Origin of the sequence: Parabacteroides chinchillae (assembly GCF_900108035.1) — a bacterium.
Lineage (GTDB): Bacteria > Bacteroidota > Bacteroidia > Bacteroidales > Tannerellaceae > Parabacteroides > Parabacteroides chinchillae.
In genome coordinates this window covers 169,058-190,654 of sequence record NZ_FNVS01000001.1, presented here as the reverse complement: position 1 = coordinate 190,654, position 21,597 = coordinate 169,058, and the positions used below count along the sequence as shown (strand labels likewise).

The 21,597-nt window shown below is 39.8% G+C and carries 16 protein-coding genes; 10 read left to right on the top strand and 6 right to left on the bottom strand.

All coding sequences use genetic code 11. The features are described 5' to 3' along the window. Positions 1–6: 6 nt before the first annotated feature. Both trpB and C4S38_RS00720 read right to left on the bottom strand, forming a co-directional pair. On the bottom strand, positions 7–1,191 hold the full coding sequence (gene trpB / locus C4S38_RS00730; protein WP_103982127.1) for a tryptophan synthase subunit beta: 1,185 nt from the start codon (positions 1,189–1,191) through the stop codon (positions 7–9). Between the two features lie 388 nt (positions 1,192–1,579). Beyond that, positions 1,580–2,254, bottom strand: coding sequence for an SGNH/GDSL hydrolase family protein (locus C4S38_RS00720; RefSeq protein WP_103982126.1), 675 nt, complete (start codon positions 2,252–2,254; stop codon positions 1,580–1,582). 101 nt (positions 2,255–2,355) lie between these two features. Here C4S38_RS00720 and C4S38_RS00715 point away from each other — a divergent pair, with 101 nt between their 5' ends. Both C4S38_RS00715 and C4S38_RS00710 read left to right on the top strand, forming a co-directional pair. Further along, positions 2,356–2,913 (top strand): LemA family protein, encoded by a 558-nt coding sequence (locus C4S38_RS00715; RefSeq protein WP_099465256.1) that lies wholly within the window; start codon positions 2,356–2,358, stop codon positions 2,911–2,913. Positions 2,914–2,918: 5 nt separating this feature from the next. After that, complete coding sequence (locus tag C4S38_RS00710; RefSeq protein WP_103982125.1) at positions 2,919–3,893, top strand: M48 family metallopeptidase; 975 nt, start codon at positions 2,919–2,921, stop codon at positions 3,891–3,893. A gap of 436 nt (positions 3,894–4,329) precedes the next feature. On the opposite strand, the gene metF is transcribed toward C4S38_RS00710, so the two are convergent. Both metF and C4S38_RS00700 read right to left on the bottom strand, forming a co-directional pair. Then, on the bottom strand, positions 4,330–5,280 hold the full coding sequence (gene metF, locus C4S38_RS00705) for a methylenetetrahydrofolate reductase [NAD(P)H] (protein ID WP_099465508.1): 951 nt from the start codon (positions 5,278–5,280) through the stop codon (positions 4,330–4,332). 50 nt (positions 5,281–5,330) lie between these two features. Further along, the gene (locus C4S38_RS00700) at positions 5,331–5,696 is read right to left on the bottom strand and encodes a winged helix-turn-helix transcriptional regulator (RefSeq protein WP_103982124.1); all 366 of its coding nucleotides are present in this window, start codon (positions 5,694–5,696) and stop codon (positions 5,331–5,333) included. Positions 5,697–5,862: 166 nt separating this feature from the next. Here C4S38_RS00700 and C4S38_RS00695 point away from each other — a divergent pair, with 166 nt between their 5' ends. The 8 genes from C4S38_RS00695 (at position 5,863) to C4S38_RS00660 (ending at position 15,607) form a co-directional block, all read left to right on the top strand. Continuing rightward, the gene (locus tag C4S38_RS00695) at positions 5,863–6,390 is read left to right on the top strand and encodes a DJ-1/PfpI family protein (protein WP_103982123.1); all 528 of its coding nucleotides are present in this window, start codon (positions 5,863–5,865) and stop codon (positions 6,388–6,390) included. A 160-nt stretch (positions 6,391–6,550) separates the two neighbouring features. After that, the gene (locus C4S38_RS00690; protein ID WP_103982122.1) at positions 6,551–7,570 is read left to right on the top strand and encodes a branched-chain amino acid aminotransferase; all 1,020 of its coding nucleotides are present in this window, start codon (positions 6,551–6,553) and stop codon (positions 7,568–7,570) included. Between the two features lie 173 nt (positions 7,571–7,743). Further along, positions 7,744–8,922, top strand: coding sequence for an ATP-binding protein (locus C4S38_RS00685; RefSeq protein ID WP_099465488.1), 1,179 nt, complete (start codon positions 7,744–7,746; stop codon positions 8,920–8,922). Positions 8,923–8,969: 47 nt separating this feature from the next. Further along, the gene (gene nifJ / locus C4S38_RS00680; RefSeq protein WP_103982121.1) at positions 8,970–12,518 is read left to right on the top strand and encodes a pyruvate:ferredoxin (flavodoxin) oxidoreductase; all 3,549 of its coding nucleotides are present in this window, start codon (positions 8,970–8,972) and stop codon (positions 12,516–12,518) included. A 182-nt stretch (positions 12,519–12,700) separates the two neighbouring features. Further along, positions 12,701–13,477 (top strand): Cof-type HAD-IIB family hydrolase, encoded by a 777-nt coding sequence (locus C4S38_RS00675; RefSeq protein ID WP_103982120.1) that lies wholly within the window; start codon positions 12,701–12,703, stop codon positions 13,475–13,477. Between the two features lie 31 nt (positions 13,478–13,508). Next, on the top strand, positions 13,509–14,051 hold the full coding sequence (locus tag C4S38_RS00670) for a beta-class carbonic anhydrase (RefSeq protein WP_099465485.1): 543 nt from the start codon (positions 13,509–13,511) through the stop codon (positions 14,049–14,051). A 188-nt stretch (positions 14,052–14,239) separates the two neighbouring features. After that, positions 14,240–14,401 carry a hypothetical protein gene (locus C4S38_RS15885; RefSeq protein WP_200817927.1) on the top strand — a complete coding sequence of 54 codons (162 nt, stop codon included), beginning with the start codon at positions 14,240–14,242 and terminating at the stop codon, positions 14,399–14,401. Between the two features lie 207 nt (positions 14,402–14,608). After that, entirely contained in the window at positions 14,609–15,607 is a 999-nt protein-coding gene (locus C4S38_RS00660) for a M20/M25/M40 family metallo-hydrolase (protein WP_103982118.1), read from the top strand. A gap of 65 nt (positions 15,608–15,672) precedes the next feature. On the opposite strand, the gene C4S38_RS00655 is transcribed toward C4S38_RS00660, so the two are convergent. Continuing rightward, on the bottom strand, positions 15,673–17,625 hold the full coding sequence (locus tag C4S38_RS00655; protein ID WP_103982117.1) for a SusD/RagB family nutrient-binding outer membrane lipoprotein: 1,953 nt from the start codon (positions 17,623–17,625) through the stop codon (positions 15,673–15,675). A 19-nt stretch (positions 17,626–17,644) separates the two neighbouring features. Continuing rightward, positions 17,645–20,821 carry a SusC/RagA family TonB-linked outer membrane protein gene (locus tag C4S38_RS00650; RefSeq protein WP_103982116.1) on the bottom strand — a complete coding sequence of 1,059 codons (3,177 nt, stop codon included), beginning with the start codon at positions 20,819–20,821 and terminating at the stop codon, positions 17,645–17,647. Positions 20,822–21,597 lie beyond the last annotated feature (776 nt).

The window sequence follows — 21,597 nt, the reverse complement described above, 5'->3', positions numbered from 1 at the left end:
ATTCAATTAGTTGTTTTTATAATTGATATATGTCTCCATATCCTTGTCTCCACGTCCTGAAACTGTCAGTACAACAATGTCTTCTTTTTTGAAATCAACCTTAGGCAGAGCACCCAGCGCATGTGCGCTTTCCAATGCGGGGATAATGCCTTCAAGTTCGGTTAGTTCGAAAGCGGCTTTTAAAGCCTCGTCATCATCTACGGCCAGTATCTTTGCCCGGCGACTGACGGACAGGTTGGCATGAATTGGTCCGATACCGGGATAATCCAGACCGGCGGAAATGGAGTAAGGCTCTTCTATCTGGCCGTCTTCGCTTTGCATCACCAGGGTACGGGCGCCATGGATGATACCCTTTTTGCCAAGTTGGATGGTAGCGGCACTCATGCCCGAATGGATACCTTTTCCTCCGGCTTCGGCAAGTACGATCTTTACGCGTTTGTCATCAATATGGTGGTAGATGGTTCCGGCTGCATTACTTCCTCCGCCTACACAGGCAATCAGGTAATCAGGATAATTCCGGCCTTCTTTTTCTTGTAGCTGTTTCCGTATTTCTTCGCTGATAACCGATTGTAGGCGGGCAACCATATCCGGATAGGGGTGAGGACCAACAGTAGAACCGATGATGTAATATGTATCGGAGGGATGACAACACCAGTCGCGAATGGCTTCGTTTGTGGCGTCTTTCAGTGTCATGTTGCCGGAGGTGACGGGAATAACAGTTGCGCCGAGCATCTCCATTTTTTGTACATTAGCGTGCTGACGTTCTACGTCCGTTTTACCCATGTACACAATACATTCCATGTCCATCAGGGCGCACACAGTGGCAGTAGCAACACCATGCTGACCGGCTCCTGTTTCTGCAATGATACGGGTTTTGCCCATCCGGCGTGCCAATAGGATTTGCCCGATTGTGTTGTTTATCTTGTGGGCGCCCGTATGATTCAGGTCTTCCCGTTTGAGGTAGATTTTGCAGCCGTATTTTTTACTTAACCGCTTGGCAAGGTAAAGGGGGGAAGGACGGCCTACGTAATCGCGGAGCAACTGATCGTATTCAGCTTTGAAGCTTTCGCTATCCAATACTTCGAGGTAAGCATTCTGGAGATCTTTTACGCATTGGTGAAGGATTTCCGGGACATAAGCTCCTCCAAATTCACCGTAGTAACCATTTTTGTCTACTTGATACGTTTTCATCTTTGATTCTTTTATTTTGTTGTTTTTATGTTTTTGTGATAAAAAGAAAAGAGGCCTGCCGCAAGTGCGACAGACCTCTTTATTGTATTTTGTACTATTCAGGTATATACATATAGGCTTCGTCCCTTACGAACTTTTGAGTTGTACGGAGCGCCACCACCAATATGTATTTACTATGAATGTTTTCATTTTGTTCTCTTGTTACGGCAGCAAATATAGAGATTGTATAATAATCTGCAAATAGTATTGCTGTTTTTTTTGAAAAAATAATTTGTGTGTCCTTTATTATGATATAAATAAATCATCCCGGTCATTTATAAAAAAGATCCCGATGGTTTTATAAAATCATCGGGATCTTTTTACTAAAAGTGAATTCTTGTCCGGAAATTTATTTCAATGCTTTTTCAATAGCTGCTTTTACCATCGGTTCCATGATTTTGTATCCCTTGGTGGTAGGGTGTACTCCGTCTGACGCATTTTCGGCAGAAAGACCTCCTCGTTCATCAACCATTGCAGTATAATAGTCCAGATAAATAGCCCCTGTTTTATCTGCGTAATCCTTAATCATATTGTTTAATTCTTTTACCAGTGGAGCAGGCTTTACACCAGGACGCCAAGGGAATTCGTATGCCGGAAGTGTAGAGCAAAGGATAACTTTAATATTGTTTGCCCGGGCAAGATCGGCCATTGAAGCTATGTTTTCGAACGTGTTCTTTAATGGTACGGCATAATCATTATATGCAATGTCATTTATACCGGCAAGAATAACTACTACTTTCGGATGAAGATTGATTACGTCAGGACGGAATCGCACCAACATCTGGGATGTTACCTGTCCTCCGATACCTCTGTTTGCATAATTGTTGGAAGTAAAAAAAGCCTGATTGTTATTCCACCATCCTTCAGTAATGGAATTTCCCATAAATACAGCCACCGGTTTCTCTACGGTTGTGTTCGCTTTTGTAAATTTACCGAAATTGGCCCAATCTTTATATTCCGGTGTTTGGGCTGAAATGAGAGTAGCACTTAAAAGGCATATAGCCGATACGATTAATTTTTTCATGATACAATTAGATATATTCAATTAGTAATGGAACAAAAGTAGAAATAATATCTGTTTTTTATGTATGTTTGCCACAAGTATAATTATAAACTTTGACATCTATGACATCAATTATTATTATCGCTGTTGTTGCGGTTATTGTTATTTGGGTAATTTCATTGTATAACTCTTTGGTGAAGCTGAGAAACAACCGGGAGAATGCATTTGCTGATATCGACGTGCAGTTAAAACAACGTTATGATTTGATTCCGCAATTGGTAGAAACAGTAAAAGGGTATGCGTCACATGAAAAAGAAACGTTAGAAAGAGTCATCAATGCTCGTAACGGAGCCGTTAATGCAAAAACAATTGATGAAAAAATTGCAGCAGATAATATGCTGACTTCCGCACTTTCCGGCTTGAAGATCACTTTGGAGGCTTATCCCGACCTGAAAGCAAATCAAAATTTCCTTCAACTGCAGGAAGAGATTGCAGACCTGGAAAACAAATTGTCTTCTGTAAGACGTTATTTCAATTCGGCAACAAAGGAACTGAATAATGCAATCCAAACTTTCCCGTCCAATATTATTGCCAATATGTTCGGTTTCCATAAAGAAACAATGTTTGATTTAGGTGAACAGCGTGCTACGTTGGAAGAGGCTCCGAAAATTAAGTTTTGATAAGGATGCAATACGTTGGTATACATACACAGCAGAGGCAGAATAATTTTCGTTCCATGCTTTTGCTTTTCCTTTTTCCCTGTCTGGTGATAGGGCTGTTGTATGCGTTTTGTTATTTATTGCTTTTACTGGCTTATAATGATGATGGCCTGACACAGACGCAAATGTTGAGTTATTCCACGGCTATGTTTATTCATTTTGCTCCGTATGTATTGGGTGGTGTTTTGCTATGGTTTATTATTGCTTATTTTGCAAATACCAGTATTATCAATTCGGCAACCGGCTCTCGTCCGTTGGAACGAAAGGATAATAAGCGTGTGTATAATTTGGTGGAGAACCTATGTATGGCTCAAGGTATGAAAATGCCAAAAGTGAACATCATTGATGACGATTCTTTGAATGCCTTTGCCAGTGGAATTAATGAAAATACCTACACTGTAACATTATCCCGGGGCATTATTGATAAGTTAAATGATGAAGAACTGGAAGCGGTGATTGCCCATGAACTTTCCCATATTCGTAATCGGGATGTACGGTTGCTTATTGTTTCAATCGTATTTGTCGGAATTTTTGCCATGTTGGCTCAGATAGCAATGCGCTCTGTTTATTATTCTTCATTTACCTCATCGCGGGACAGGGAAGGAAAAGGGAACGGAACAATTGTGATTGTTTTGGTAATGTTGGTTGCTGCGGTGGGATATTTTTTTTCAATGTTAATGCGCTTTGCAATTTCCCGTAAAAGGGAATACATGGCAGATGCCGGTGCGGCAGAGATGACTAAAAATCCTCGTGCATTGGCTAGCGCTTTAAGGAAGATCTCAGCTGACCCTGATATTGAAGCTGTTCATCGTGAAGATGTTGCACAACTTTTTATAGAACATCCGGGTAAACAGGCAGAGAGTGCTCTGAGTGGCCTGAGTGGTCTTTTTGCTACGCATCCACCTATAGGGAAGCGCATCCAAATATTGGAACAATTCTGATAATTTGATTATTTTGTGGGTTTTTATTGCGGTTATTGCGAATATATTATGCATTAATAAATATTATACAATATGTTTTGATGACAAAATGATAGTTGCTGCCTTTGCGTTATGTAAACGAAAGGTAGCAACTGTTTTTATATATGAATATACATAGGAAAAAGAAAGCTTCCATCTTGTTGATATATACGGGTGGAACCATTGAATAAGAGAAATAACGATACCCGAAAATGGTTATCTATGAAATAAGAATTAAGTTTATAAAAACATAAATCGATATTAAAAATGAATATCCGTTATTTATAAATGGTTTGGCTATTACTAAAATGGCTGCAGCTATGGCCAATTATCAACTGGGATTAAACCGAGAAGATAGCATATAAAAATCAAACAGGAAAGGGCGTATTATAGATATGTATATAATACGCCCTTTCTTTTAATATATTTCTTTTGCTATCTTTTGAACACTGTCCGAAGCCATCATCGTATAAAAATGGAGGCTCGGCACACCATGTGCGATCAGGTCTTTACATTGTTGAATACACCATTCAACACCAACTTCTTTAGCTTCTTCGTCGTTTTTACATTTGCGGAGTTCGCAAGCAAAGGCTTCCGGTATGTCGGAACGAAATATTTTAGGAAGTACGGTCAGTTGATTTTTGAATACTATCGGCTTGATTCCCGGAATAATAGGAACAGTAATACCCTCTTTGCGACAGCGTTCTACGAAAGCATAATATTTTTCATTATCGAAAAACATTTGTGTTACCAGATAATCGGCTCCGTTTTTAACCTTCTCTTTCAGGTAAAAGATGTCAGATTCCATGTTGGGGGCTTCTTCGTGCTTTTCGGGATAGCATGCCATTCCATACGAAAATGGAGTTTCATTTGCTTCAAATGCCGAACCGTCTATGGCAATTCCTTTATTGAAATTGTTTACCTGCTTCTGTAAATCGGTAGCATGTTCATGGTATTGGTTGGTCTTTTGGTCGGCATCTAACGTTTTTATGTCTCCTCTCAATAATAACAGATCGTAAACACCCAGAAAGTTGAGATCGATTAAAGCATATTCCGTTTCATCTTTTGTAAATCCTTTACATATAATATGGGGCACCGCTGTAATTCCATATTTGTATTGTATGGCAGACGCAATTGCTACAGATCCGGGACGTTTACGGATGTTTACCTTTTGGAGGTTTCCATCCGATAATGTTTTATATATGGATTCGCTGTGATGGGAGGTTATATTAATGTATTTAGGATTAAATTCCCTGAGTTTATCAATTACGTTGTAAACTTTTTGAATACTATTTCCTTTTAAAGGAGGTAGTATTTCAAAAGAAAAGGCAGTGCTTTTACTGCTTTTTATCAAGTCGATTACTTTCATATTGTGTTTTATTTTGTTGCAAAAGTAATAAATCTTACCTGTTTTTACAATCAAACAGTTTCTTCGTATTTTTTGTCTGTCCGTTCCTGCAGGATAGCGTCGGTATTTGCGATTGCCCAGTCTACAAGATTCTTTAAAAGAGGAATCAAACTATTCCCTCTTTCGGTAAGTTTATATTCGACACGTGGCGGAACTTCCGCATAGATGGTTCGGCTGACTAATCCATCAGCTTCCAATGCACGAAGAGTAACTGTAAGCATACGTTGTGAAATGTCTCCGATACTTTTTTGAATGTCATTGAATCGCATCGTATTGTTGGCATTTAGAGTAATCAGGATAAGCATACCCCATTTACTGCTGAGGCGGCTTATTATGTCACGGATCGGGCAAAATCCCGTAGGGTGAAAATTTTGCATAATTTAACCTGTTCTAATGGATTGTGTTTCAATATTAGTTACTTCAATGTAAGTGACTGACTTTTATGTGCCTTCTTGTTCGCATGAAAGAGTCAGTATATATTTGCGATACAAAAGTAATAAACTTACTATTAATAACTATTGTCTCATCTAATTTTATAATGTTATGGCAAAGCAAGTAGCAGTTTTAGCAGTTAATCCGGTAAATGGATATGGTTTGTTTCAGTATCTGGAATCTTTTTTCGAAAATGGTATTCCATATAAAGTGTATGCAGTTTCCGATGGAAAAAACATACGTGCGAATTCTGGTATAATGATCCAGGCTGATGATGTTGTAAAAAATTTAATAGGTCATGCTGATGATTATGATGCTTTGGTATTTTCATGTGGTGATGCAGTGCCTGTATTTAAAGAACATGCTTCGGAAGCATATAATGTAGATTTATTGGCAGTAATTAAAGAGTTTGCAGATAAGGGCAAGTTAATGGTTGGGCATTGTGCTGCTGCACTGATGTTTGAAATAGCCGGAGTGGATAAAGGCAGAAAATTGGCTGTTCATCCTTTGGCTAAGCCAGCTATCCTGAATGGTGTAGCAACGGATGATGCCTTTGTTGCGGATGGGAATTTCTATACTGCACAATGTGAACATTCTGTTTCTTTATTAATGCCAGAATTGATTGAAGTATTGAAATAAAAGTACAACTTTTTTTGTATACGGGGCATTAATACATGTTTGTAGAGAATTGAGATAGAGATACGGCTTATGTTTATAGATGTTTATCTTTGTACGTATTTTTGTGTCATTCTATAGTTTTATTAATATCTTTGCGTTCAATAATCTAATAACGTAAGATATGGAAAGTATAAATTGGTCTGATCTGTCTTTCGGATATATGAAGACGGATTATAATGTAAGATGCTATTACAGGGATGGAAAATGGGGGGAATTGGAAGTTTCTTCTTCGGAGATTATAAACATCCACATGGCAGCTACATGCTTACATTACGGACAGGAATCTTTTGAAGGCTTGAAAGCTTTTAAAGGAAAGGATGGAAAAATCCGCGTATTCCGTATGGATGAAAATGCCAAACGTATGCAGTCTTCAAGCCGTGGCATTAAGATGGCTGAGCTTCCGGTTGAGAAATTTGAAGAAGCTATACGTAAAGTTGTCAAATTAAACGAACGCTTTGTTCCGCCCTATGAAAGCGGTGCTGCTTTATATATTCGTCCGCTGATGATAGGTTTGGGTGCCCAGGTCGGAGTAAAACCAGCTCCAGAATATATGTTTATGGTATTTGTTACGCCTGTAGGTCCTTACTTTAAAGGTGGATTCAAGCCTTCAAAAGTATGCATTATGCGTGATTATGACCGTGCTGCGCCTCATGGAACAGGTACGATTAAAGTTGGTGGTAACTATGCCGCCAGTCTGGTAGCCGGCGAAAAAGCAAAAGAACTGGGCTATGCCGCAGTGTTATATCTGGACCCAAAAGAAAAGAAGTATCTGGATGAATGTGGCCCCGCTAATTTCTTTGGTATTCGTGGAAATAGTTATATCACGCCGCAGTCTAATTCTATTCTTCCCTCTATTACAAATAAAAGTTTGCAGCAATTAGCTGAAGATATGGGGCTGAAGGTAGAACGCCGTCCGGTTCCGTTTGATGAAATTGCTACTTTTGAAGAAGCTGCAGAATGTGGAACGGCTGCAGTGATTGCTCCGATTTCTCAGATTGATGATATTGACATGAATAAGTCGTATATAATATCCAAGGATGGTAAGCCTGGTCCTGTTTGCGAAAAGCTTTACAATAAACTTCGTGGTATCCAATACGGTGACGAACCCGATACCTACAACTGGGTTACAACCATTGAATAATATCTTTTAGTAAATAATAGTTGATAAGTGATAGTTTTGAATTAATATTTTATGGTGAAAATTGCTAACTCTGTGTTGCAATATTAAGAAGATTAATTATCTTTGCCACGTTTATAATTTGATACAGTTGCAGGAAATTGTTAACTGTCACTTGTCAACTATTAACTGGAAAAGTGGAAGCATTCTTTAAAACACATAAGTATTTGGTGGAACATTTGCAGGCACCGGTACGTAGAGGATTGATGGATGAAATCAACTGGGATGACCGGTTGATCGGTATTAAGGGTTCCCGCGGTGTAGGCAAAACTACATTTTTGCTGGATTACGCCCGTGAATATTTTGGCGCCGATAATAAAGAATGTCTGTACATAAATTTGAATCATTTTTATTTTACGGAACGTACACTGGTAGATTTTGCTGCTGAGTTTAGAGCAAAAGGAGGTAAGGTGTTGCTTATAGACCAGGTGTTTAAATATTCGGGTTGGTCGAAAGAGCTCCGTTACTGTTATGATAATTTCCTTGATCTTAAAATCGTTTTTTCTGGTTCTTCTGTAATGAGGTTGAAAGAAGAAAATCCCGATTTGTCAGGAAAAGTTGTTTCTTATAATCTGCGTGGTTTTTCCTTCCGTGAGTTTCTGAATTTAATGTCGGGAAATGAATTTCCGGCGTATACTTTTGATGATATACTGCAAAATCATCAGGATATAGCGAAAAAAATTTGTTCGGTTGCAAAACCGATGGCTTACTTTCAGGATTATTTGCATCATGGTTTTTATCCGTTCTTTTTGGAAAAACGTAATTTTTCGGAGAACCTGTTGAAAACTATGAATATGATGTTGGAGGTAGATGTCTTGTATATAAAACAAATAGAACAAAGCTATTTGCCAAAACTGCGTAAACTGCTTTATTTGTTGGCAACAAGTGCTCCCTGTACTCCTAATGTGAGTCAGTTGAGTAAAGATATTGAAACGTCACGTGCAACGGTAATGAATTATATAAAATACCTGACAGATGCCCGTTTGATGAATATGCTCTACCCTGTGGGAGAATCGTTCCCGAAGAAACCGGCTAAGGTATATATGTATAATTCGAATCTGATGTACCCGATTCGTCCTATGGAGGTGAATATGGGGGCTGTGCGGGAATCCTTCTTCTATAATCAGTTGTTGAAGGACAATACTTTAAATGAAGGAGTGAAAAATACTCACTTTTTAGTGAATTCCAAATATAATTTCCGGATTGAAGAAAACATGAAAGTGAGAAACAATCCTGATTTATATTATGCTGTTGATAAGACTGAAGTAGGGGATGGAAACATGATTCCGCTTTGGTTGTTCGGTTTTTTATACTAATTTGAACTAATGAGATTCTTTATTAAATACTAATAGTTTATAGGTCTATGACAAAACAGAAGAAATTTTTAACCTGTGATGGTAATCAGGCTGCTGCACATATCTCTTATATGTTTAGCGAAGTAGCTGCTATTTACCCAATCACACCATCGTCTACAATGGCTGAGTATGTGGACGAATGGGCGGCTGCCGGACGTAAGAATATTTTCGGCGAAACTGTTATGGTACAGGAAATGCAATCTGAGGGTGGCGCTGCAGGTGCCCTTCACGGTTCATTGCAGGCTGGTGCTCTGACTACAACTTACACTGCTTCTCAGGGTTTGTTGTTGATGATTCCTAACATGTACAAGATTGCTGGAGAATTGCTTCCATGCGTATTCCATGTATCTGCCCGTACACTGGCTTCACATGCTTTGTGTATTTTTGGCGATCATCAGGATGTAATGTCTGCGCGTCAGACAGGTTTCGCTATGTTGGCTGAAGGCTCTGTACAGGAAGTTATGGATCTTGCAGGTGTTGCCCACCTGGCTACAATCAAATCTCGTGTTCCTTTCATGAACTTCTTCGATGGTTTCCGTACTTCTCATGAAATCCAGAAGATCGAGGCTTTGGAAAATGAAGATCTGGCTCCGCTGATCGATCAGAAGGCTTTGGCCGAATTCCGTGCTCGTGCTTTGAATCCTGAAAATCCGGTTGCACGTGGTATGGCTGAAAATCCGGATCATTTCTTCCAACATAGAGAATCAAGTAATTCTTACTATGAAGCCGTTCCTGCTATTGTAGAGGAATATATGAATGAAATAGCTAAGATTACAGGTCGTAAATATGGTTTGTTCGATTACTACGGAGCCGAAGATGCAGAACGCGTAATTATCGCAATGGGTTCTGTAACGGAAGCTGCTCGCGAAGCTATCGATTATCTTGTAGCCAAAGGTGAAAAGGTTGGTTTGGTTTCAGTTCACTTATATCGTCCGTTCTCTGCTAAACATTTCTTGGCTGCTATGCCAAAGACTGTTAAACGCATTGCGGTTCTGGACCGTACAAAAGAGCCGGGAGCAAATGGCGAACCGTTGTATCTGGACGTAAAAGACTGCTATTACGGTGTTGAAAATGCTCCGGTTATTGTTGGCGGCCGTTATGGTTTAGGATCAAAAGATACTACTCCTGCCCAGATTATTTCCGTATATGAAAATTTGGCATTACCGATGCCGAAGAACCAGTTTACAATTGGTATAGTTGATGATATCACATTCACCTCTCTCCCTCAGAGAGAAGAAATCGCTTTAGGTGGCGAAGGCATGTTCGAAGCTAAGTTCTACGGTTTAGGTGCTGATGGTACAGTTGGTGCAAACAAGAACTCGGTTAAGATCATCGGTGATAATACAAACAAATATTGTCAGGCATATTTTGCTTATGACTCTAAGAAATCAGGAGGCTTTACTTGTTCTCACCTGCGTTTTGGCGATCATCCGATCCGTTCGACTTACTTGGTAAATACGCCGAATTTCGTAGCTTGTCACGTTCAGGCTTACCTGCGTATGTATGACGTAACGCGTGGTTTGCGTGAAAACGGTACATTCTTGTTGAATACAGTGTGGAACGGTGAAGAACTGGCTAAACATTTACCCAATAAGGTAAAACGCTATTTTGCTCAAAAGAATATTACCGTTTACTATATCAATGCCACACAGATTGCATTGGAAATAGGTTTGGGTAACCGTACAAATACAATCCTTCAGTCTGCATTCTTCCGTATTACAGGTGTAATACCTGTTGATCTGGCTGTAGAACAGATGAAAAAATTCATCATGAAGTCTTACGGCAAGAAGGGCGAAGAAATTGTAAATAAGAACTATTCTGCTGTAGATCGTGGTGGTGAATATCAGAAACTATTCGTTGATCCGGCTTGGGCTGCCCTGCCAGATGATGAAGAAGTGACAAATAATGATCCGGCATTTATTAATGAAGTAGTTCGCCCGATTAATGCCCAGGATGGTGACTTATTGAAAGTATCGGCTTTCAAGGGTATCGAAGATGGTACTTGGCATCAGGGTACTGCTAAATATGAAAAACGTGGTGTGGCTGCATTTGTTCCGGTATGGAATGACGCAAACTGTATTCAGTGTAACCAGTGTGCTTATGTATGTCCTCACGCTTCAATCCGTCCGTTTGTATTGGATGACGAAGAACAGAAAGGTGCAAACTTCCCGATGTTGGATGTAAAGGCTCCGGCTACTATGAAGGGTATGAAGTTCCGTATTCAGGTATCAGTTCTTGACTGTTTGGGTTGTGGTAACTGTGCCGATGTTTGTCCGGGCTTCAAGGGTAATAAGGCATTGTCAATGGTTTCTTTGGAATCTCAATTGGCAGAAGCTCCTAACTGGGAATACTGTGTTGAAAATGTGAAGAGCAAACAACATTTGGTAGATGTGAAGATGAATGTAAAGAATTCTCAGTTCGCTACTCCGTTGTTTGAATTCTCTGGTGCTTGTTCAGGTTGTGGTGAAACTCCATACGTAAAACTGATTACTCAGCTATTCGGTGACCGTGAAATGGTTGCTAATGCTACCGGATGTTCTTCTATCTATTCAGGTTCAGTTCCTTCAACTCCGTATACTCTGAATGAAAAAGGACAGGGTCCGGCTTGGGCTAACTCATTGTTCGAAGACTTTTGCGAATTTGGCCTGGGTATGGAATTGGCTAACGAAAAGATGCGTGAACGCCTGGCTAACCTGATGAATAAGATCGTTGCAGGCGAACATGCTCCGGCTGAAGCTAAAGAAGCTGCAGCTGCATGGATAGCAAACATGAACGATGCAGACAAGACTAAGGAATTGGCTCCGCAGATTATGGCATTTGTTGAACAGGGAATTGCCGAAGGCTGCCCGGTTTGTGCTCAGATCAAGGAAATGTCTCACTTCCTGGTAAAACGTTCACAGTGGATTATCGGTGGCGACGGTGCTTCTTATGATATCGGTTACGGTGGTTTGGATCATGTAATTGCTTCCGGCAAGAATGTTAATATCCTTGTTTTGGATACCGAAGTATATTCTAACACTGGTGGTCAGTCTTCAAAAGCTACTCCGGTAGGTGCAATTGCCAAATTTGCTGCTTCCGGTAAGAGAGTACGTAAGAAAGACCTCGGTCTGATGGCTACTACTTACGGTTATGTATATGTTGCACAGATTGCTATGGGTGCCGACCAAGCTCAGACATTGAAAGCTATCCGCGAAGCTGAAGCATACGACGGTCCTTCTTTGATTATTGCTTATGCACCATGTATTAACCACGGCTTGAAAGCTGGTATGGGTAAATCTCAGGCTGAAGAAAAAGAAGCTGTAGGATGTGGTTACTGGCATTTGTGGCGTTACAATCCTGCTCTTGAAGCAGAAGGTAAGAATCCGTTTACACTTGATTCTAAGGAACCCGAATGGGCTAAGTTCCAGGGCTTCCTGAAGAGTGAAGTACGTTTTGCTTCCTTGATGAAACAGTATCCGACAGAAGCTGCCGAGCTGTATCAGGCTGCTGAAGACAATGCTAAATGGCGTTATAACAACTACAAACGTTTAGCTAATCAGCAGTGGGGTGTTGAATAATTGAATATATTATTCTTAAATAAAATAGAGAGACTGTCTGACGGCAAATAGTCAGGCAGTTTCTTTTTTTGTTGCCTACCCAAATACTGTCAGATACCAAATTTTACTTATTAGTGTTCATATTCGACGAATTTTATTCTCTATCTTTGTTATTAAATTAATAGGTAAAAAGATTTTAAGTTATGATTAAGGCTGTATTTTTTGATATTGACGGAACATTGGTTAGTTTTAAGACTCATGTTGTACCTCAGTCTACGATTCATGCACTTGACTTATTGAGGAAAAGAGGGATAAAAGTGTTTATTGCAACCGGCCGTCATTTAAGCTCTATCAATAATCTGGGAAATTTGGAATTTGATGGTTATGTTACTTTGAACGGAGGATATGTTCTGGCGGGAAAGAATGATGTGGTTTATAAACATAGTATTCCGGATAAGGATATAGAATCTTTGGTTCATTATCAGGAGAAAGAAGGCTCATTTCCATGTGCCTTTGTTATGGAAAATGAAATTTTTATGAACTATACGGATAAGGCTGTTAAGGATGTTTTCCGTTTATTAAACTTTCCGTCGCCTCCTATTCGTCCGGTAGCAGACGTTTACGGCAATACTGTTTATCAACTAATTGCGTTTTTTACTGCAGAACAGGAAAAACGGATTATGTCCATCTTGTCACATTGTGAGTCTACCCGTTGGAATCCTTTATTTACGGATATAGTTCCTGTCGGAAGTAATAAGGGGATAGGAATAGATAAGATGTTGGAACATTTCCGGATCAATCTGGATGAGTGTATGGCTTTTGGTGACGGAGGGAATGATATTGCTATGTTAAAACATGCAGGAATGGGGGTTGCGATGGGTAATGCGGCCGAAGATGTAATGAAATCTGCAGATTATGTAACCACTTCGGTGGATGATAATGGCATTTATAATGCATTAAAGCATTTCAACATTATTTGACCTGAATTGTTATTCAAATAAAGGGGGAATTATGATAGACGAATTAGTTCAGTTTAATCGTGGGTTCGTGAAGAACAAAGGGTATGAAAAGTATATAACAACCAAATTTCCTGATAAGAAGATTGCTATTGTATCTTGTATGGATACCCGTCTGACCGAACTGCTTCCGGCGGCCTTAGGCTTGAAAAACGGAGATGTTAAGGTGATCAAGAATGCCGGTGCTATTATATCGCACCCGTTCGGTAGTGTGATCCGTAGCTTATTGGTTGCTATTTATGAGCTGGGAGTGGAGGAGATTATGATTATTGGTCATACTGATTGCGGAGCTAAACATATGAATAGTGCTGAGTTGATTGAGAAAATGAAAGCACGCGGAATACCTCAGGACCATATAGATATGATGCGCTATTGCGGTATCGATTTCGAATCGTGGTTGCACGGGTTTCATACATCCGAAGAGTCTGTTCATGAAACTGTAGAGCAAATATATAAACATCCCCTGATACCGAAGGATATTGTGGTAAGAGGGTTTGTAATTGATTCAATTACAGGAGAATTGACGCCTGTGGAATGAATGAATATTCAATAGAATGCAGGCTTTTTAAAGGCTAAAAAAATGAAAAACGAAATAATTTATTATGTTGTACAACATTTTATCAAAAAAAATGGTTATCTTTGTAGCGTACTAAGGAAAAAGATTGTATAGGACGTGTATTATTAACCCAAGCTTTCCAAGCGTGGAAAGTATAAATTAAAATGATTATGATGATGAGAGAAAATGAAAAAAGCTTACGTGCTTTAGCGATGTTGCGTTATCAGGCAGACCGTTATCAGGCTGTTGGAAATGGTTCAATGTGTCAACGGGTAAATGCTGAAATTCGTCGTCTTATGGACGAAATGAACGCAATTGCAGTAAAGAATTAATTAATACTGCAATTTATTTGAATTAAACAATACTTTAAATATCCTCACCTCCGTATAAAACGGGATGGTGAGTTCGAAAAAAGGAATGATCCGGCTTTCTACGCTGCCAAAGAGCGATGGAAAGCCTTTTTTGTTTTCAATGAAACCTTTATCTTTGCAATCAGAGCTTAAAACTATTTCTATAAATAAACTCAGAAACATAACGGGATGAATAAATCAGGATTTCTTTTAGTATCATTGTTTTTAAGTACTGCCCTGTGGGCACAATCTCCCCAGCAAAAAGGTTTGGATGTAATAAATCAGGCAACTGCCGAAGCTCATATCGGCTTCCTGGCTAGTGATGAGCTGCAGGGACGCGAAGCCGGTTTCCCCGGTGGGCGGATAGCTGCAGAATATATAGTTGCCAATTTGAAATCCTTCGGGATAGAGCCATTAGGCGGTTCATACTATCATCCGTTTGAAGCTTATCATGTAGAACGACAAAAGAATGGCCGTTGGCAGGTCCATCCAGATTCTATTTCAAGGTTGAAAAAAGGGGTACATCAAAAGCTGGCAATGAATAATATTATAGGGAAGATAGAGGGAAAGAACCCAAATGAATACGTGATAGTAGGAGCTCATTATGATCATTTGGGTATTGACCCGATGCTAGCCGGCGATCAGATATATAATGGGGCGGACGATAACGCCTCGGGCGTTTCTGCCGTATTACAGATTGCGCGTGCTTTTCAGGCTACAGGCGAAAAACCGGAACGAACAGTTCTTTTTACTTTTTGGGATGGAGAAGAAAAGGGGTTACTTGGGTCTAAAGCCTTTGCCCAGTCTTTCCCTGAAATTAGTAAAGTAAAAGGATATCTCAATTTTGATATGATAGGCCGTAATCATATAGAAGAGCGCCCTTCCTATTTTGTTTACTTCTATACAGAGTCGCATCCTGTTTTTGGTAAATGGTTGAAAAACGACATTAAACAGTATAATCTGAATCTGGATCCTGATTACCGTCCATGGGATAATCCGACGGGTGGGAGCGATAATGGGACTTTTGCTAAATTAGGTATTCCTATTATCTGGTATCATACGGATGGACATCCTGATTATCATTTACCGGGTGATGAAGCTTCAAAAATTAATTGGGACAAAGTAGTCAATATCACAAAAGCCTCTTTCCTGAATATGTGGAATATGGCAAATGAAAAAAGTTTTTAAGAAGATAAGAAAAGGCTATCTCCATTGTGGAGATAGCCTTTTCTAGTATATGATTTAAACGAAGTTTATTTCTTCATTTCCCACCACAGAGGATTATTGGTGTCATTTACACCGCCGAGTAATTGCATAGCCTGGTCGTAACTATCTTTACTGTTCGTTTCTAAGCTAGATGGGTAACGCATCCGTTTTGGATAAAATTCCCATTTACATTCTTTTGCTGTACTTTTGGTCAATGGCACTTCATGTGCTGTTGGATTGTAATCTATTTCTACTGCCTGGTTTTCGAAGAAAGGTAATCCCAAACGACGGTGGTCAGACCAAGCTTCCAGAGGCAACCATGGATTCTGAGCGATATATTTTTGTGTGATAATCTTCGTCAGATGATCATTGTTATACTGTCCGTTTTTGTAGATAGAATTCTTCGGATAAGTATAAGTCATAGTCTTTGCTTCACCGGTATAACCGTCATAATAGGTTACTTCATGCGGAGTAGCTTCTACCGTATGATTAAATGCAACAGACGTACCTACGCGGTTATAGTCTGTAGATTTCAGATAATCGCCAAGAAATTGGGATACTTCATTGTATTCGAAGCTTGCAGCAATCCCCGATTCATAATTAGACTGGGCTGTTCCGGGAACACTCCATCCGTATACAGCTGCTTCTGCCAATAAGAAGTACGTTTCCCACGGAGCAAACCAAACACGTTTGTTGGTGCTCATGCGGAATTTTTTGGCAATTGAAGGATAGTTCTTCGAAGCACCGGTCAGTTCTGTTGATAAACTGGATTTTTTATCCCATTTACCGGCAACCCACGTATTCCATGTATACTTAACGGTTAACTTCATATAATCCTTATTGTTTTTGTCAACAAGTTCTCCTGTTGCCGGATCTGCCAAACGGGCAGTTGTTGCAGGTTCTCCGATATAATCGGAATAAATAACATTGTCTTTATACCCCGGAATGTTATACAGTGTAAGTGCGCGCGGGTCGATTTTGTCGGGTAAACCGTCATAAAAGAAACCGGCGCTCGGATCATTCGTAGAAGTTGGTAAATGCTTATCAAAGCGTAATCCCATATACTTCGTGGCGCTTTTGATCTTCACATCGTTTTTGATCTCATCAGCAACCTGAATATCGATGCCCCCTAAGCCAAGGAAGATGTTATTCATAGTAGCCGATATAGGTTGCGGGTTCCATGTACGGGACATAACACCGGCAGCACCATCCCATCCGTCTTTTTCCTGTACCTGAGCCATGTCGTTCAATGTAGTGATCAGATCGCCTTTAGCTGCGTTTTCAAATTCACTTTTGGCTAAAGCTGGGTTGGCTACGGTCAAGCGCATAGCCAAACGTAAGCGTAAAGAATTGCCGTATTTTTTCCATTTCTTCATGTCTCCTTCATAGAACTGGTCTGAAACGTTATTGGCTCCCGTAATCGGAGACATATCTTCGGCTTCATCTATTTTTGATACGGCATCTTTCAACTCTGCTAAGATAAATGTATAGATTTCTTCTACACTTTGGTAAGGGGCAACACTTCCATCAAATTTATTGATTGTTGGAATCGGGCCGAAGCAATCTGCCAACTCTGAAATCAGATAAGCACGCCAGATACGGGCCATTTGATATACGTTTTTTTCGTATGACTTAGCTGTTCCGTCTGCAATGCGTTTTTCGGCGAGGTTAATAGCTGCATTTACATTGTTTAACCAACCAACACCGTAGCCTGTCCCAAAATAGTCATTATTCCAACCTTCGTTATCTGCACCAATAGTAAAACCACTGGAACGGTCAAAACGAGCAGCACGTTTCCATGTCAATACGAATATACGTTCTGCAATATGGGGGTCCATTTGTGCTTCAGTTATCGATTTGTTTAGCAAGTGAGCAACCTGCACATTGTCTTCGCTTACGGCGTTAGGGTCTTTGTTTATCTCTTCAAAATCGCTGCATGCTGTGAATAACAGTGCTGCCGAAGAAGCAAGACCTATCATTATTTTATTAAATGTCTTCATACTTTAATTTTCCTTTCAATTAGAAACCAACTGTAACATTAAATGTATATGAGCGGGAAGTAGGAGCCGCGCCCAATTCAATACCGGTAGCATTGGTATTTGTTGTCGACACCGATTCAGGGTCAATACCTTCCAAGTGGCTTGCAATCATCCACAGGTTGTTTGCTGTGAAAGATAAACGCAAACGTTCCAGCGGTGTTTTTGCCAATAACTTCTTGTCGAACGTGTAGCCTAGCGTTAAGTTACGAAGGCGAACGTTTGTTGCGTCATAAAGGAATGCTTCTCCAACACCCAGGTTGCCTGTACCAACGCGTTCCCAGTATAACTGAGGAGTAACAGATGTGTTATTTGCTGTATAGCCATCTCCGGAAGCTGTAACAGAATTCGGTACAACAAATTCTTCACGAGCACCGTTTACGACTGTTCCTGCTGCCGAACCATTGTAATACATTTTAGCTGTTGTAGCCGAATAGATTTTACCACCGATACGTGCGTCAATCAAGAAGCTCAAAGAGATATTCTTATAATTGAATGTGTTGGTGATACCAAGCATACATTTAGGTTGCTGGTTTCCTAAATACTGCAGATCAGAAGTCAACAAAGGTAAACCTTGTGCGTCCACAATAATTTTGCCTGCGTCAGCACCACTTTCCACACGTTGGAATTTCTTACCGTATATATCACCGTACATACCGCCGGTATGGGCTACTACTTTTACTTCGTCATTGAAAGAACCGTCGGATAATCCCATTTCTTTGATACCTTCGTACAGGTCGATAACCTTATTGCGGTTGAATGATAAGTTAGCAGTTATGTTCCAGCTAAAACCTTTCGGGTTCTGGAAGATATCTGCATAAGCCATAAGTTCCACACCTGAGTTCTGAATGTTACCGGCATTGATCTTTTTGCTTGAATAGCCGGAGAACGGGTCTAGCGGTAAATCCAACAACTGGCGGGTAGCGTTACTCTTATACCACGCGAAGTCGATACCTAAGCGGTTGTTGAGGAATTTCAAATCAACACCGGCTTCCCATGACTTAATTAACTCTGAGCGTACATCCGGATTAAAAAGTACACTTCCCGGACTGGCAACCGGATTTCCGTATGGGTCTTTGCTCATTGAATATACTGTATACAGTTGATATGGATCCAAGTCATTACCCACTTCTGCAAAAGAGGCACGTACTTTAGCGAATGTCATCCATTCTGGTAAAGAGCCTCCGTTTTTTTGAACCATATCCGATATTACGGCAGATAAGCTAACAGATGGGTAAAAATAGGAACGGTTTACCTTGCTCATGGTAGACGACCAGTCGTTACGAGCCGTGATGTCCAAGAACATCCAACCGTCATAATTGATCTGGAATGAACCGTATAATGAATTCATTTTGCGTTGCGTCAAAGTATATTCAAGTCCCATCTTATTTTTGTCAACAGCATTGTTGATGGAGAATAGGTTCGGGATCAGTAAGTCGCCGGTAGAGATTTTTTCTACGGATCTTTTTTGTATCATTAAGTTACCACCAAATGTTACAAAACCACCGAATTTACCGAGCAGATTGTCTTTTTGAGCTGTAGTCAGGAAACTGAAGTTGTTTTCGTAGAAAGTTTCAGAACCTTCGGAGTAATTACCTTTAGGAGTAACATTTCCTCCTGCATATAGTTTGCTGGTAGTTGTTGTTGTATAGTAGTCCGTACCACCTTTTAATTCAACGTTCCACCAGTCAAAAATCTTATAAGACAAAGACATCGTACCCAGGAAACGGTTACGTGTATCTTCATTTGTTCTGTACTGTTTTGTCCAGTACGGGTTTTCCTGCGGTGTACTTTCCGTATCCCACCAAATCATATTGCCGTCTTCGTCCAGACAATCTTTCAGATCGAGGATATTGATTGAACGAGGTAAGTTGTAGATAGTGCTGAATGCATTTGACTGGTTGATACCTTGGAGAGGACGGTTATGTCCGATGTTGTTCAGGTAGTTAACCTTTCCATCCAGTTTCCAGCGCTTGTCCGGACCAAATTCCATTGTACCGCGCAAGTTAATAGAAGTCTTGCTCAGTTTTGCACCTGGAACAATACCTTTGTCGTCAGAACGATTGATAGAAGCGAATACCGAAGTACCTTCGTTTGCCTGCTGGAAAGAAATACCTTCGTTAAATGATACACCTGTATCGAAATAATTACCAACGTTGTCATAAGTATACATCGGTACATTTTTACCATTCCAACTATCGATGTTTACAGAGCCGTCGGCTATAGGACCCCAGCTGGCACGTGATTTCACATCATAAATGCCGGTTGATCCTTGTCCGTAAGAATTTTGGATGTCTGGCTGCATAAACATAGTTTCGGCAGTTACTCCTGCATTAACAGTGATACCCAGTCCTGACTGTTTTTTACCGGATTTAGTGGTGATCAAAATAACACCGTTACCGGCACGGGAACCGTAAAGAGCTGCTGCAGAAGCACCTTTCAATACGTTCATCGATTCGATGTCTTCCGGATTAATATCGGAAAGACCGTTACCCATGTCAGGTCCTTTGTTACCCCATGCGTCGGCTACACCGCCCTGGAAGTTATCCATAGGTATACCGTCAATTACGATCAAAGGTTGGTTTGTTCCTGTGATAGAATTGTTACCACGAAGAACAATTTTGGAAGAAGCACCCGGACCACCGGAAGAACGAACAACCTGCAAACCGGAAACTTTACCGGATAAGGCGTTGGTCACATTGCTTTCGCGAGAATCCAGGATAGCGTCACCTTTCAATTCTTGCGTAGCATATCCCAATGCTTTCTTTTCACGTTTGATACCTAAAGCAGTAACAACTACTTCATCCAGTTTCTGAGTGTCTTCCGCCAGATTGATTATTCCCAAAGGCTGGCCGTTGTAAGTGATTTCCTGACTTGTGTAACCAATGAAAGATATCTGGATGACATCTCCTTTTTGTACACCTTCCAATGCGAAATTACCGTCAAAGTCGGTAATGGTTCCATTGGTTGTTCCTTTTACAACTACAGATGCTCCGGTAACAGGACCTAATGCATCTTCTACTGTACCTGTAACTTTTCCCGATTGTTGGGAAATGTTGGTACTTTGCTTAACAGGTGCAAGGTCTGCATAGGCGTTTCCTGAGAAACACAAAGCACCTGCAAATAGAATTAAGCTGACAGGTTTAAAGTTTTTCAACATAACTGATGGTTTTATTTAAATAAATAGACATTGTCTTGGCGAAACAAAAGTCTGTTATTTGTTCGATAAAAAGGAAGAGCCAGTTAGATTATGCGTTTAAGAGTGTTATTTGTTTTACCATAGTACTAAAAGAACTCTGCTCATTTTATATTCGTGGCAAATATATGAAATATTTATTTCACTGTGTTATTTTTCTTAAAAAAATATGGAAAGCCTTCAAATTTAACATAGTTAGTTTCTTCATCATTGAAAAGCTATGTTAAAATGTTTATTATTCAGTGATTGTTGATTTGTTATAGATTTTAAGAATATATACAGGTTTCTACTGCTGTTATGACAATAACTGTTATACCATTATAAAGCTGATTTTGATATTAGGAATGTGTGTTATAAAATGTCGTTTTTAGACTGATTATTCTGTTGATAGCTTTCCTTTTAATACAAATTGTTTAATGCGAATCAGTAGTTAAGGTAGTTATCAGCCACCGATATAAACCGACAGGTTCTTTTAGTACTATGGTAAAACTAATAACAAATTAAACACCAAGCCTCAATAATACGTTTTTTAATTATTCGGACGGTAACATCATAGTAGACCGGAATACCTTCGTAATAAGTATATCTTCCGCCGAAGCCAAACTGAATATCTCAGGTAGCGGATTTATCAAAAAATTTCATCGTGATGATTTTTTCAATTTATAGTTATGATTTCTAAAAGTCATAACTATGAATTCGGTTTTAAGTACAATAAAATGTATGGAACGTTTTGGTAATAA